The sequence below is a fragment of the Micrococcus sp. iso_229 genome, assembly GCF_058072725.1.
The window spans coordinates 422869-435970 of record NZ_CM176514.1; the positions used below are offsets into that span (position 1 = coordinate 422869).

At 74.7% G+C, this 13102-nt stretch carries 11 protein-coding genes; 5 read left to right on the forward strand and 6 right to left on the reverse strand.

Going from position 1 to position 13102, the window contains the following annotated elements:
* The first annotated feature begins 25 nt into the window (after positions 1–25).
* Together AC3RKA_RS02010 and AC3RKA_RS02015 are read left to right on the forward strand one after the other, a co-directional pair.
* Positions 26–1246: an App1 family protein phosphatidate phosphatase gene (locus AC3RKA_RS02010; RefSeq protein WP_144824718.1), complete on the forward strand. Its 1221-nt coding sequence runs from the start codon at positions 26–28 to the stop codon at positions 1244–1246.
* Positions 1243–1689: an acyl-CoA thioesterase gene (locus AC3RKA_RS02015; RefSeq protein ID WP_002853740.1), complete on the forward strand. Its 447-nt coding sequence runs from the start codon at positions 1243–1245 to the stop codon at positions 1687–1689. The genes AC3RKA_RS02010 and AC3RKA_RS02015 overlap by 4 nt, the downstream gene beginning before the upstream one ends.
* Before the next feature lie 140 nt (positions 1690–1829).
* Here the strand turns inward: AC3RKA_RS02015 and AC3RKA_RS02020 are convergent, their stop codons facing one another.
* The 4 genes from AC3RKA_RS02020 to AC3RKA_RS02035 all read right to left on the reverse strand — a co-directional run bounded on the left by AC3RKA_RS02020 (position 1830) and on the right by AC3RKA_RS02035 (position 6933).
* The gene (locus AC3RKA_RS02020) at positions 1830–2888 is read right to left on the reverse strand and encodes a hypothetical protein (protein ID WP_489727401.1); all 1059 of its coding nucleotides are present in this window, start codon (positions 2886–2888) and stop codon (positions 1830–1832) included.
* 194 nt (positions 2889–3082) lie between these two features.
* Positions 3083–4423 carry an NADP-specific glutamate dehydrogenase gene (gene gdhA / locus AC3RKA_RS02025; protein ID WP_049158701.1) on the reverse strand — a complete coding sequence of 447 codons (1341 nt, stop codon included), beginning with the start codon at positions 4421–4423 and terminating at the stop codon, positions 3083–3085.
* 157 nt (positions 4424–4580) lie between these two features.
* The gene (locus AC3RKA_RS02030; RefSeq protein ID WP_484679825.1) at positions 4581–5639 is read right to left on the reverse strand and encodes an aldo/keto reductase; all 1059 of its coding nucleotides are present in this window, start codon (positions 5637–5639) and stop codon (positions 4581–4583) included.
* Between the two features lie 76 nt (positions 5640–5715).
* Positions 5716–6933: a glycosyltransferase family 4 protein gene (locus AC3RKA_RS02035; protein WP_036334064.1), complete on the reverse strand. Its 1218-nt coding sequence runs from the start codon at positions 6931–6933 to the stop codon at positions 5716–5718.
* A 160-nt stretch (positions 6934–7093) separates the two neighbouring features.
* On the opposite strand from AC3RKA_RS02035, the gene AC3RKA_RS02040 reads away from it, so the two are divergent.
* Positions 7094–8458 carry a cell division protein PerM gene (locus tag AC3RKA_RS02040; protein ID WP_489727402.1) on the forward strand — a complete coding sequence of 455 codons (1365 nt, stop codon included), beginning with the start codon at positions 7094–7096 and terminating at the stop codon, positions 8456–8458.
* A gap of 10 nt (positions 8459–8468) precedes the next feature.
* Here AC3RKA_RS02040 and AC3RKA_RS02045 read toward each other — a convergent pair whose 3' ends face one another.
* The gene (locus AC3RKA_RS02045; RefSeq protein ID WP_230297399.1) at positions 8469–8906 is read right to left on the reverse strand and encodes a hypothetical protein; all 438 of its coding nucleotides are present in this window, start codon (positions 8904–8906) and stop codon (positions 8469–8471) included.
* A gap of 22 nt (positions 8907–8928) precedes the next feature.
* Between AC3RKA_RS02045 and purN the strand changes: the two genes are divergently transcribed.
* Complete coding sequence (gene purN / locus AC3RKA_RS02050) at positions 8929–9492, forward strand: phosphoribosylglycinamide formyltransferase (RefSeq protein ID WP_036382016.1); 564 nt, start codon at positions 8929–8931, stop codon at positions 9490–9492.
* Here purN and AC3RKA_RS02055 read toward each other — a convergent pair.
* Positions 9479–10900, reverse strand: a complete 1422-nt coding sequence (locus AC3RKA_RS02055) for an MFS transporter (protein ID WP_489727403.1) — start codon at positions 10898–10900, stop codon at positions 9479–9481. The two genes, purN and AC3RKA_RS02055, sit on opposite strands and share 14 nt — an antisense overlap.
* A gap of 120 nt (positions 10901–11020) precedes the next feature.
* On the opposite strand from AC3RKA_RS02055, the gene purH reads away from it, so the two are divergent.
* On the forward strand, positions 11021–12712 hold the full coding sequence (purH, locus tag AC3RKA_RS02060) for a bifunctional phosphoribosylaminoimidazolecarboxamide formyltransferase/IMP cyclohydrolase (protein WP_489727404.1): 1692 nt from the start codon (positions 11021–11023) through the stop codon (positions 12710–12712).
* The last annotated feature ends 390 nt before the right edge of the window (positions 12713–13102 follow it).

Sequence of the window (13102 nt, forward strand, 5' to 3'; positions counted from 1 at the left end):
GCGCGCGGTGCGGAATACTGGGCGCATGCCCGCAGCCTCCGACGCCCCCACGCCCGCGCCCCGGCGCGGCCGCTTGGCCCCTCCCGGTGACCCCACTCCCGTGGAGAACGTCGCCACACACCTGCAGGAGGGGTGGAACCGCTGGCACCGCGCCCGCGCGCTGCGTGCCGGCAACGTGCCGACGGTCATGGCGTTCACGGGCTACGGCAGCACCAGCTGGGTGCGGATCCTCTCCCGTGTGGTGATCGCCTCCGACGAGGAGTTCATGAACGGCCGTCGGCTGTCGAAGGTGGTGGCGGACGGCGTGCGCGGCTGGCGCAACTTCGTGGCCCCGCCCATGGCCTACGCCGAGGTGGAGGTGCAGGTGGGGGACCTGCGCACCACGGTGCGCACGGACCGGATGGGCGTCGTCGACGTCGTGTTGGACGTGGAGCTGGAGCCCGGCTGGCAGACCGCCACACTCCACGTCGGCGGCCAGGAGGAGCGCGCCGTCATGGACCTGTACATCTGCGAACCGGGCGCGCGGATCGGCCTGGTCTCGGACATCGACGACACCGTGGTGGTCACCTCGCTGCCCCGCCCCCTGCTGGCGGCCTGGAACTCCTTCGTGATCGACGAGCACGCCCGCACGCCCACCCCGGGGATCGCCGTGCTGCTGCGCCGGATCGCCGAGCTCGAGCCGAAGGCCCCCGTGCTGTACCTGTCCACGGGCGCGTGGAACGTGGCGCAGACCCTCACCCGCTTCCTGGGCCGCAACCTCTACCCGCTCGGCGCGCTGCTGCTGACCAGCTGGGGGCCCACGAAGGACCGCTGGTTCCGCTCCGGTCAGGAGCACAAGCGGGTCCAGCTCGAGCGCCTCGCCGAGCAGTTCCCGGACATCCAGTGGATCCTGGTGGGCGACGACGGCCAGCACGACCCCGAGATCTACGCCGAGTTCGCGCAGCGCCACCCCGACCGGGTCAAGGCGATCGTCATCCGGCAGCTGACCCCCTCGCAGGCGCTGCTCGCGGGCGGTCGGGCGGAGGACACCCGCCGTTCCACCCCGGGCATCCCGTGGTGCTACGGCCCGGACGGGGCCACGCTGTCCAATCAGCTCGAGGACCTGGGCATCCTGCCCGTCGAGTTCGTGGACGTGCAGCCCGAGGCCTGGCGCGAGGACATCCTCGGCGACGACGAGGCGCCGGCGACCCTCGACGCCGCGGCGCAGCGCGACGGTCGGTCCGCGGACGAGGAGGCCGCCCGATGACCGCCTCGCGCTCCGTCGAGGTCCGCATCCCGCTGCGCTGGGCGGACATGGACGCCTACGGCCACGTGAACAACATCGCCGTGGTGCAGCTGCTGGAGGAGGCCCGCGTGGCGGCCTTCGGCGTGCCCGCGAACACCGGCGCCGGTGGCGGGCAGGCCCCGCCGATCGACCTGCTCGAGGGGGTGGCCCCCGGTGTGCGGACGTTCATCTCCGAGCACACTGTGAAGTACCGGGCCCAGATGCCCTACCGCCCCGTGCCACTGCGCGTGGTGGTGAGCGTGGACGCCGTGAAGGCCGCCTCGGTGCACGTGGGCTACGCCCTGCACGACGGCGTCGACGACACCCTCTGCGCCACCGCGACGTCCGTCATGGTGTTCGTCGACGGGCAGACGGGCCGCCCCGTGCGCATCAGCCCCGAGCAGCGGGCGGCCCTGGCCGGCTGAGGTGGGCCGAGGTGGGCTGCTGACCGCCCGACAGCCGCCCAGCGACATCACCGCCGTGCAGCACGGCTGCGATGTCGCAGAGCGGAGGTCGACCGCTCGGGCTCGCCGAGTCGGGACCGGGCCCGTGGGACGGCCGTGGATCAGACCGAGCGGGGGACGCCCGCGGCGGTGAGGATCCGCGCCAGCCGGTCCGGCCGCAGGAGGTCTCCCCACGTCCAATGCGCGCCCGCCCGGGTGACCAGCTGCAGGGCCACCTCCCGTTCCTTCTCCCGGCGGATGCTGGCGCGGCGGGCCGTGTCGTCACCGTCGAAGAACGACAGGTCGTACTTGCCCAGCCCGTCGAATTCCCCGTACACCCGCACCTGCTCCCACCAGAAGTCCGTGCGGGCCACCCCGCGTCCGTTCGCATCCCGGTGGCGATGCTGCAGCGCCGTGGGCGGGACGAAGCCGAGCTCGTGGATGATGGCCCGGCTGTAGGACTCGCCGGCGGATTCCGCCCGCGCGTCCGCGAAGTGCCAGGCCCGCTCGAATCGGCGGAGGGCGGCCGCTGATCCGAGTCGGCTCTCCGCCTGCCTCGCCCAGCGTGCGGCCTCCTCGGGCCAGGCTCGGACGAGCGCGTCCAGCGGGGCCACGGCGTCGCGGAACGGGGTGGCCGCGCCGAGGACCAGCAGCACCGTGGGCAGCGGATCCGCCAGGACGGTCCCGAGGCTCTGCCCGTCCGACAGGACGGCCTCGACCGGCTGAGGCGCGGCGTGGGCCGCCTCCGGCAGCCCCCACCGGGGTCGGCGGCGTGGCGGGCCGGGAAGCCGGCGGTCATGGGCCACCAGGGAGGGGGCGAAGGGACGGCGGGTCAGCGGACCGGCGCCGTGATGCCCGGGTGAGGGGGCGGGCAGCTCGAGCGCGGGCGGTTCGACGGCCGGCCCCAGACCGTGCAACCGGGCCGCGGTCAGGCCCGTGAACACCGTCTCGGGGCGGGCGATCGAGAGGGCGACGGCGGACACGACCGCCCTGTCCCACGGACGCAGCGCGGCCCAGTCGCTGACGCTGATGTAGACGCGCGGGCAGAGCCGCACGAGGACCCCGCGGGTCCAGGCGCGTTCGAGACGGCGCCGCGCCGCCCCGTCGTGGGGGTCCGCCGCGCTGAGCAGGGGACCGCGTCCCGGGAGCAGTGTCCGCGCGTGGTCGGAGAGCAGGGTCATGCGGCCCAGTGTCGTGGGCCCGCCCGGGGCGCGCGGGGTCGGCCGCGCCGGACGGTGGAGGGCCCCCGACGTCGGGGGGCCTGTGCAGGAGTCGGGTGCCCTCGAACGACCGCCGCCCTGCGACATCACCGCGCGTCAGAACGGCGGTGATGTCGCAGGGCGGCGGCGGATCCCGTGAGGGGCGGGGCCTAGCCTCAGACCACGCCCTGGGCGATCATCGCGTCGGCGACCTTGATGAACCCGGCGATGTTCGCCCCCGCCACGTAGTTGCCGGGGGTGCCGTACTCCTCGGCGGTCTCCACACAGCGGTCGTGGATGTCGCGCATGATCTGCTCGAGCCGGTCGTGGGTGTAGTCGAAGTTCCACGAGTCCCGCGAGGCGTTCTGCTGCATCTCCAGCGCCGACGTCGCCACGCCGCCCGCATTGGCGGCCTTGCCCGGGCCGAACAGCGTCCCGGAGTCGACGAACAGGTGGGAGGCCGCCTCGGTGCAGGGCATGTTCGCGCCCTCGGCCACGGCCTTCACCCCGTTCTTCAGCAGGGTTCGGGCGGCGGACTCGTCGAGCTCGTTCTGAGTGGCACACGGCAGGGCCACGGTGCCCTCGACGTCCCAGACGCTGCCGCCGCTGACGTAGCGGGACCGCCCGCCGCGGCGCTCGGCGTACTCGGAGATACGGCCGCGCTCGACCTCCTTGATCTGCTTGAGCAGGTCCAGGTCGAGGCCGTCCGGGTCCACGATGTAGCCCGAGGAGTCGGACGCGGTGAGCACGGTGGCCCCGAGCGCGGCAGCCTTCTCCGCGGCGTAGATGGCCACGTTGCCGGAGCCGGAGATCAGCACCTGCTGGCCGTCCATGGACTCGCCGCGCGTGCGCAGCATGGAGTCCACGAACATCACGGCGCCGTAGCCGGTGGCCTCGGTGCGGACCAGCGAGCCGCCCCACGTCAGGCCCTTGCCGGTGAGGGCACCGGCCTCGAAGCGGTTGGTCAGTCGCTTGTACTGGCCGAACATGTAGCCGATCTCGCGGGCGCCCACGCCGATGTCGCCGGCCGGCACGTCCGTGTGCTCACCGATGTGGCGATGCAGCTCCGTCATGAAGGACTGGCAGAACCGCATGATCTCGCGGTCGGACTTGCCGGCGGGGTCGAAGTCCGAGCCGCCCTTGCCGCCGCCGATCGGCATGCCGGTGAGCGAGTTCTTGAAGATCTGCTCGAAGCCCAGGAACTTGACGATCCCGAGGTACACGGAGGGGTGGAAGCGCAGTCCGCCCTTGTACGGGCCGAGCGCCGAGTTGAACTCCACGCGGAACCCGCGGTTGACCTGCACGACGCCGGCGTCGTCGATCCACGGCACGCGGAAGATGATCTGGCGCTCCGGCTCGCAGAGGCGGTGCATGACCCCGGCCTCGACGTACTGGGGGTGGCGCTGCACCACCGGTCCCAGTGCCTCGAACACCTCGGACACCGCCTGGTGGAACTCGGCCTCGCCGGGGTTGCGCGCGAACACTTCGTCGCGCAGGCTCTCCAGAGACTCATTCATGGTGTCCTCCTCGGACATCGGGATAAAGACGCCCCGCGGTGCCCCCGCCGTGGCGCGCCGCGGTCGGAGGAGGCCGCGGTGCCTGACGCCCATCCTGACAGGGAGCGCGCCCTGTTACCGAAATGAGACGCGGGCCACCCCGGGCCCCGCGTTCGGCTCAGCGCGGCGGCGCCGCCTCGGTGTCGATGCTGGCCTGCTGGCTCTCGCTGTAGCGCGGGCCCGCCACGGTCGCGTCATTGACGAGGGCGTCCAGGCGGGCGACGTCGGCCGGGGTCAGCCGCACCTCGTGCGCGCCCCGGTCTTCGAGCCAGTGCTCCCATGAGGTGGTCCCCGGGATCGCCAGGACGTCCTCGCCCTGGGCCAGGACCCAGGCGACGGCGAGCCCCGCCGTGCTCGTCCCGAGCCGGACGGCCTCGGCCGAGAGCGCCTCGCGCAGCGTCAGGTTGGCCTTGTAGTGGCCCTCCGCGAAGCGGGGCAGCCGGTGCCGGAGGTCTCCCGCGTCCAGCCGGTCCAGCCGCGGCGGCGCGTCTGTGAGCAGGCCGCGACTGACGGGGGAGAAGGCGACGAAGGCGGTCCCGTGGCGGCGGCATGCCTCGAGCACGCCCCCTTCGGGGTTGCGGGTGGCGAGGGAGTACTCGGACTGCACGGCCGCGATCGGGTGGACGGCCACGGCCCGGGTCAGGGTGGCGGCCGAGACCTCGGACAGGCCGATCGCCCCGATCTTGCCGTCCGTGACGGCCTCCGCGAGCGCCCCCACGGACTCCTCGACGGGGACCTCCGGGTCCAGCCGGTGCAGGTAGTACAGGTCGATCCGGTCCTGGCCGAGCCGGCGCAGGGAGGCGTCCACGTGCGCGCGCAGCGTCTCCGGGCGGCCGTCGATCCGCCGCTGCCCGTCCCGCACGAGCCCGCCCTTGGAGGCGAGCAGGACGCGCTCGCGGACGTCCGACCTCGCCCGGGCGAGCGCCCGCCCCACGAGCTCCTCGCTGCGGCCGCCGCCGTAGAGGGTGGCGGTGTCCAGGTGGTCGGTGCCGTCGTCCAGCACGCGGGTGAGCAGATCGACGGCGGCGTCGTCGTCGAGGAACCCGGAGTAGCCGTGCACGATGTTCATGCACCCGAGGCCGACGGGGTGCACGTCCTTGCCGGCGAGGCGGCGGGGCGCGGCGGGATCGGGCAGGGGGCCGGGCTCGGCGGGGCGGGGCTGCGGGGTGGCGTCCATGCCCGCCACCCTAGCCACGGCTCCGGACGCGAGACCCGGACCGCACGGCGCCCGCACGGCGCCCGGCCCGGGGGGCTCAGCCGAACACGCGCGCGGCCAGCAGCGCCGGCGCCGTCAGCAGCCGGCGGGCCAGCTCCACGCGGCGGCGCTCCTGCACCGCGATCGCCTTCTCGTAGTAGCCCACGAGCTGCTCGCACAGCACCGGCCAGGTCCGGCCCTGCACCGATGCCCACGCCGCGTCGGCGAACGCGGCGCGCTTGACGTCGTCGTACACGAGGTCCGCGACGTGGCGGCGCAGCTCGTCCAGCTCGCCGGGCGGGTAGAGCCAGCCGGTGCGGGAGGCGTCCACGATGTCGAGGGGGCCGCCGCGGCCGACGGCGACGACGGGCACGCCCGAGGCCATCGCCTCCTGCAGCGTCTGGCCGAAGGTGTCGGACTCGCCGGGGTGCACGAACAGGTCCAGGCTCGCCACGTGGCGCGCGAGGTCCTCGCCCCCCTGGAAGCCGGCGAAGTGCGCGCCGGGCAGCTCCCGCTCGAGCTGTTCGCGCAGCGGCCCGGAGCCGATGACCACGAGGCGGGTGCCCGGCAGGTCCGAGAGCACCCGCAGGTCCCCGACCTGCTTCTCGTGCGCCAGCCGCCCCACGAAGCCCACGAGCTTCTCGCCGTTCGGGGCGAGCTCGGCGCGCAGCGCCTCATCCCGCTTGGCGGGATGGAATCGGCGGGAGTCGACGCCGCGGCCCCACAGGTGCACGCGTCGCACCCCCTGGCGGTGCAGCTGCCGGACGGTGAACGACGACGGCGCGAGCGTCAGCGTGGCCATGTTGTGCAGGCGCGCCACGTGGCTCCACAGCACGTCCTCCAGCCACGGGGCGCCGTACCGGGCCGCGTAGCCGGGGACCTCGGTCTGGTAGACGGCCACGGAGGGGATGCCGAGCTCCTCGGCCGCCTGCACCGCGCGCCAGCCCAGCACGAAGGGGGAGGCGATGTGCACCACGTCCGGGGCGAAGTCGGCGAGCATGCCGCGCAGCCGGCCCACCGTGCCGGCGGCCACCCGCACGGAGGCGTACCCGGTCAGGGGCACGGAGGGCAGGGTGCGCACGGGGAAGCCCTCGACCTCGCGGGGGGCCTCACCGGCGCCCGCGCGTTGGGTCCACCCGGCGGACCACGAGGCGGCCGGGGCGATCACCATCGCCTCGTCGCCCCGCTCCCGCAGGTGGCGCAGCACCTGGAGGATGGAGTGGGTGACCCCGTTCATGTGGGGCAGGAACGATTCGGCGACCACGACGACACGCACGTGGCCGACGCTAAGGACCCCGGACCACGGCCGGGACACCCTCCGACGACGGCCCGGTGACCCCGCGGTGAACTCTCGGGGCGCGTGACGGTCGTCGCACCGGACCGCGCGGCCCGCCCCCGTCCAGGCGCCGCCCGGAGTCGGGTGGCACCATGGACGGGTGAGTTCCCGCCCCGCTGCGCCCCGTCTGCTGCGCCCCGTCCCCCTGCCGCTGTGGCTGCAGGGGGTGGTCGAGGCGCTCGTCACGGCGATGATCAGCCTGCTGGCGGTCATGGTCCCCACCCTGGCGGTGTGGGCCACGGGCGGGTTCGAGCGGCCGACCATCGAGGGTGCCGTCCAGGTGGGCGGCGTCCTGTGGCTGGCCCTGCACGCGGTGCCCGTCACCGTGGCCACGGCCATGCCCACCGCGCCGGATCACCTCATCACCGGCACGGCGTGGCTCGTGCCGTGGGGCCTGACCCTGGTCCCGCTCGCGCTGTCGTGGCGGGCCGGCCGGCGCCTGGCCCGCGCGTCCTACCGGGACCAGGCGTGGCAGGCCTTCGTGGGCGCGGTGGGGGCCTACGCACTGGTGGGGCTGGCCGTGGCGTTCCTGCCCGGCACGGACGAGCTGACGGCCCACCCCGCCCCGGCGGCGCTGCTGCCCGCCCTGCTCTTCGGCGTCGCCGCCCTCGCGGGGGCGCGGCGCGAGGCGGGCACCTGGGCGCACCTGATCGGCCTGGATCTCACGGAGCGGATCTCGCGGCGGTCGCAGTACGAACGCTGGGCCGGCTCGTATGCGTGGTCCGTGGTGCGCGCCGCGGCCGTCGCCGTGCTCGCCCTGACGGGCCTGAACGCGCTGCTCGTGGCGGGGCGGCTGGTCGTCGAGTGGACCGCCGTCGTCACCGTGGCCCAGGCGATCGGGGGCGGTCCGCTGGGCGGCCTGCTGCTGGCGCTGCTGCAGATCGGCTGGCTGCCCACGTTCACCGCGTGGTCGATCGCGTGGACGGCGGGCCCGGGGTTCTCCGTGGGTGCGGACAGCCTCTACTCCGTGTTCGGCGCGACGCCGGCCACCGCGCCCGCCCTCCCGGCGCTGGGTGCGCTGCCCGGGACGTGGTCGCCGTGGCAGCTGCTCCTGCTGGCCGTGCCGATCGGCGCCGGCGTCGTGGCCGGCGTGTGGCTGCTGCGGGAGGGGGAGAACCACCTCGACGACTGGCTGCACACCCGCCACGGCAGCCGCGCGGTGTCCCTGACGCTGTCCACGCTGGCCCTGGCCGTGCTCACCGGACTGCTCACGGGGCTGCTGCTGCTCGTGCCGCTGGCCCTCACCTCCGGGACGCTCGGGCTCGGCGCGCTGACGGACATCGGCTCCCACGTCTGGGCGGTGTGCGCCGCCGTCGCCGGGTGGGTCGCGCTGGGCTGCGCGGCCGGCTACCTCACGGCCCTGGCCGTGGCCGGGCACCGGGACGGGACGACGACGGCGCCGCGGTCCGGCGACCGTGCCTCGGGCCCGCGCGACCGGCCGTCCCCGCGCCGGGCGCGGGACTGACGCCCGCGGCTCAGGGCCGCAGCTGGGGCACCCCCGTGCGCTCCTCCACCTGACGGGTGAACTCGTCCGCGCACGCCTGCTGTGCCCGCACGGTGAGCGCGGAGGCGCTGCACTGCTCGAGCTGGACCGTCGCGTCCCACGCGAGCAGCGGCAGCGCCGCCGTGGTCATGCCCACCAGCGCCATCGCCATGCCGGCGGACGCCACCGCGCGGGGCAGTCCCGAGCGGTCGGCGCCGCGGCTCGTGACCCACACGCGCACGCCGAGCACGAGGGCGACCAGCCCCAGCGCGAGGGCGATCAGCTTCCACGGCAGCACGAGGGAGAAGGAGAGCACCATCCCCAGCAGCGCCACGGACTGCCACAGCAGGGCACGACCGGTGCGGACGCGGCCGGGGTCCGGGGCGCCCTGCGGCGGGCGGGGCGGGGAGGAGGGAACGGGGGCGGACACCCCCTCACCCTACGATGGGCGCATGCGCATCGTTGCCCTCGTCTCCGGTTCCGGCACCAACCTGCAGGCCGTCCTCGACGCCGTCGCCTCCGGCGCCCTGGACGTGGAGATCGCCGCGGTGGGCGCCGACGTCGCCGACGCCGGCGGACTCGACCGTGCCCGCGCCCACGGGATCGAGACGTTCGTGGTGTCCCCGAAGGACCACGCGGACCGGCGCGCGTGGGACGAGGCGCTCGCGGACGCCGTCGCCGCCTACGCGCCGGACTGGGTGGTGTGCTCCGGGTTCATGCGGATCCTGGGCGCCCCGCTGCTCGAGCGGTTCGACGGCCGCATCCTCAACACCCACCCCGCCCTGCTGCCCTCCTTCCCGGGGGCCCACGGCGTCCGGGACGCGCTGGCGCACGGGGTGAAGGTCACCGGCTGCACCGTGCACGTGGTGGACGCGGGCGTGGACACCGGCCCGATCCTCGCGCAGGCCGCGGTGCCCGTGCTGGACACGGACACCGAGGCCGAGCTGCACGAGCGCATCAAGGTCCAGGAGCGGGCCCTGCTGCTGCGCGTGCTCGGCGAGCTCAGTCGGCGCTGACCTCGAGGGCGCGGCCGCGGGTCTCCGGGGCCAGCGCCAGCATCGCCGCGCAGGCCAGGACCACGAGCCCGCCGGTGACGGCGAACGCCGCCGGCAGCCCGAGGGCGGGGACCAGCGTGCCCACGAAGAGCAGCGGGCCCAGGCCCGCGCCCACCCGCGAGGCCGCCGACGCCCAGCCGAAGCCGGAGGCGCGCAGCGTCGTCGGGTACAGCTCGGAGACGTACGTGTAGAGCACCGGGATCGCGACCTGCACCACGAAGCCGAACGCCAGCACGAGCGGCAGCACCGCGGCGGGCACGTCCAGCACGCTCGCCAGCCAGACGGTCAGGGCGCTCGCGACGACGGCGCTGACGGCCAGCAGCCAGCGGCGGCCGGTGACCTCGATCAGCACGGTGGCCACGACCACGCCGAGCAGGCCGGCCGCGGCCATGCCGGAGGTCATGATGAAGGCGCGGCCCTCCGCGTAGCCGGCGTCGATGAGGAACGACGGCAGCCACTGCAGCGCGATGTAGTAGACGAGCATGATGGCCACGAACAGGGCCCAGGCGACCGCGGTGATGCGCGGGGAGAACCGCCAGACCGCGGCGAGCTGCGCGCCGACGCCGCCGGAGCGGGCCGGCTCGGCCGGGGGCATCGTGTAGGGCCGGCGGGGCGCGCCGGTGGCCGCCACCATGCGGTCGATGACGGCGCGGGCCTGCGTCTCGCGGCCCCGGCTCATCAGGAACAGCGGGGACTCGGGGATGCCCAGGCGCACGACGAACACGAGCAGGGCCGGCAGGACCATGGCCATCAGGGGCAGGCGCCAGTCGCCCCACGTGCCCACGAGCCAGGCGGAGACGAGGCCGCACAGCGCGGCGCCGACGGGCCACCAGCCGTCCATCGCGGCCAGGACGCGACCGCGCAGCCGGCGCGGGGTGAACTCGCCCACGAGCGCGTAGTCTACGGGGATAGTGCCGCCCAGGCCCATGCCGGCCACGAACCGGAACAGCGCGAACCACAGCAGGGAGTCCGTCAGCGCGCCCGCGATCGTGAACACGGAGAAGATCGCGAGCGTCCACGCGAACGCCGCCTTGCGGCCGATGCGGTCCGCGATGGTGCCCCACAGGAACGCGCCCACGGCCATGCCGATGAGGTTGGCGGTGCCGATCCACGCGGCGTCGGCCTTGTCCAGGGCCCACTCCTCGCGCAGCAGCGGGATCATCACGCCGTTGAGCGTGACGTCCCATGCGTCGAACATGAAGCCCAGGCCGCCGATCAGGAAGATCCGGCCCTGGACGGACCAGCGCCACGGCAGCTCCTGGACGACCGCCTCGCCGGTGGGCAGGGCGGCGTCGGGGGCGACGGCGTCGGGCGCGGGCCCGGGGTGCGCGCCGTCGGCGCTGGGGCGGGGCGGGGTGGTGGAGGACATGGTCGGCTCCCGTTCGTCGGGTGGAGTGGGGGCGGTCCGTCACGCGGACGCCTGGGCCATTATGCGGCCCGGCCTATGCTGGAGGACGCACCCCGGACCCCCTCGAAGGAGCGCCCCCTCGTGACCTCTGCCCAGCCCACCACCACCGTCCTGGACACGGTGCCCCTGAAGCGGGCCCTGATCTCCGTCTATGACAAGACCGGCCTCGAGGAGCTCGCCACCGGGCTCCACGCCGCGGGCGTGCAGATCGTCTCGACCGGCTCCACCGCCCAGCGCATCGCCGCCGCCGGCGTGCCCGTCACCGAGGTCGCCGAGGTCACCGGGTTCCAGGAGTGCCTGGACGGCCGCGTGAAGACGCTGCATCCGCGCGTGCACGCGGGCATCCTGGCGGACCGTCGTCGTGAGGACCACGTGACCCAGCTGCGCGATCTCGAGGTGGAGCCGTTCGACCTCGTCGTCGTGAACCTCTACCCGTTCGTGGACACCGTGAACTCGGGCGCCGCGGAGGACGCCGTCGTCGAGCAGATCGACATCGGCGGGCCGTCCATGGTGCGCGCGGCCGCGAAGAACCACGCGTCCGTGGCGATCGTCGTGGACCCGGCGCGCTACGGCGAGGTCGTCCAGGCCGCCCAGTCCGGCGGCTTCGACCTGCGCGCCCGCCGGCGCCTGGCCGCCCTGGCCTTCGCCCACACCGCGGCGTACGACAACGCCGTGGCCGCCTGGACCGCCGCCCACTTCGGCGAGGACACGCACGCCGACGAGATCCCCGTGTTCCCGCCCTACGCCGGCTTCTCCCTCGAGCGAGCGCAGATCCTGCGCTACGGCGAGAACCCGCACCAGCCCGCGGCGCTGTACCTGGACTCCTCGGCGGCCCCCGGCATCGCGCAGGCCGAGCTGCTGCACGGCAAGCCGATGAGCTACAACAACTACGTGGACGCCGACGCCGCGGTGCGCGCCGCCTTCGACCACCCGGTCCCGGCCGTGGCGATCGTCAAGCACGCCAACCCGTGCGGTGTGGCAGTCACGGACGAGGGCACGGACATCGCGCAGGCGCACGCCAAGGCCCACGCGTGCGACCCGGTCTCCGCGTTCGGCGGCGTGATCGCGGCCAACCGCCCCGTCACCGCCGCCATGGCCGCCCAGGTGAAGGACGTGTTCACGGAGGTCGTCGTGGCTCCGGCGTTCGAGCCCGAGGCCCTGGAGATCCTCTCCGCCAAGAAGAACCTGCGCCTGCTGAGCCTGCCCGAGGGCTTCCTGCGGGACGCGGTGGAGGCCAAGCAGGTCTCCGGTGGCATGCTGCTGCAGATCGCGGACGCGGTGGACGCGGACGGCGACGACCCGGCCACCTGGACCCTCGCCGCCGGCCCCGCCGCCGACGACGCCGTCCTGGCCGACCTGGCCTTCGCGTGGCGCGCCGTGCGCGCGGCCAAGTCCAACGCCGTGCTGCTGGCCCACGACGGCGCCACGGTGGGCGTGGGCATGGGCCAGGTCAACCGCCTCGACTCCTGCCGCCTGGCCGTCGAGCGCGCCAACACCCTGGGCGCCGCGCAGACCGGCGGGCAGGACGTGAGCAGCGCCGGCGGCGCGGAGAACGTCTCCGGGGAGGGCGCCCCCGAGCGGGCCCGCGGGTCCGTGGCCGCCTCGGACGCGTTCTTCCCGTTCGCGGACGGGCTGCAGATCCTCATCGACGCCGGCGTGAAGGCCGTCGTCCAGCCGGGCGGCTCCGTCCGGGACGAGGAGGTCGTGGCCGCGGCCGAGGCCGCCGGCGTGACCCTGTACCTGACCGGGGCGCGCCACTTCTTCCACGGCTGAGCGCGGCGCGCCGCCGCCGGACGGGGGCCCGGACCGGGCCGCGCATGGTCCCCGTGCTGTTCCGGCCCCTGGACAAGTCGACGGCGGTCCACGTCTTCGCGGCGATGGAGACGGGCTGGCAGTCCGACCTGGTGCGCCAGCTCCAGGACGGTCAGGTCCAGGACCTCGTCGCCGAGCTGCGGGTCTCGGGCCCGCCGGACCGGCCGTGCCGCCGTCGTCGGGGGGCGCCCCCGCCGACCCGACGCCCCCCTGGTACCCGAGCGACCCCGCCGGGCCCGGCGAGGGCACCGGCGACGGCCGCGGGCGCTGACGCCGAGCCACACACGGTGTGGCGCGTCCGAGGCGCCGGGTAGATTGGCGGGGAGTCACCCGTTCCCTGCCGACGAGGGC

Coding starts and splice junctions, on each gene's coding strand:
- purN (WP_036382016.1), top strand. CDS start 8,929: ATGCGCATCGTTGCCCTCGTCTCCGGTTCCGGCACCAACCTGCAGGCC.
- AC3RKA_RS02030 (WP_484679825.1), bottom strand. CDS start 5,639: ATGGACGCCACCCCGCAGCCCCGCCCCGCCGAGCCCGGCCCCCTGCCC.
- gdhA (WP_049158701.1), bottom strand. CDS start 4,423: ATGAATGAGTCTCTGGAGAGCCTGCGCGACGAAGTGTTCGCGCGCAAC.
- AC3RKA_RS02015 (WP_002853740.1), top strand. CDS start 1,243: ATGACCGCCTCGCGCTCCGTCGAGGTCCGCATCCCGCTGCGCTGGGCG.
- AC3RKA_RS02020 (WP_489727401.1), bottom strand. CDS start 2,888: ATGACCCTGCTCTCCGACCACGCGCGGACACTGCTCCCGGGACGCGGT.
- AC3RKA_RS02055 (WP_489727403.1), bottom strand. CDS start 10,900: ATGTCCTCCACCACCCCGCCCCGCCCCAGCGCCGACGGCGCGCACCCC.
- AC3RKA_RS02010 (WP_144824718.1), top strand. CDS start 26: ATGCCCGCAGCCTCCGACGCCCCCACGCCCGCGCCCCGGCGCGGCCGC.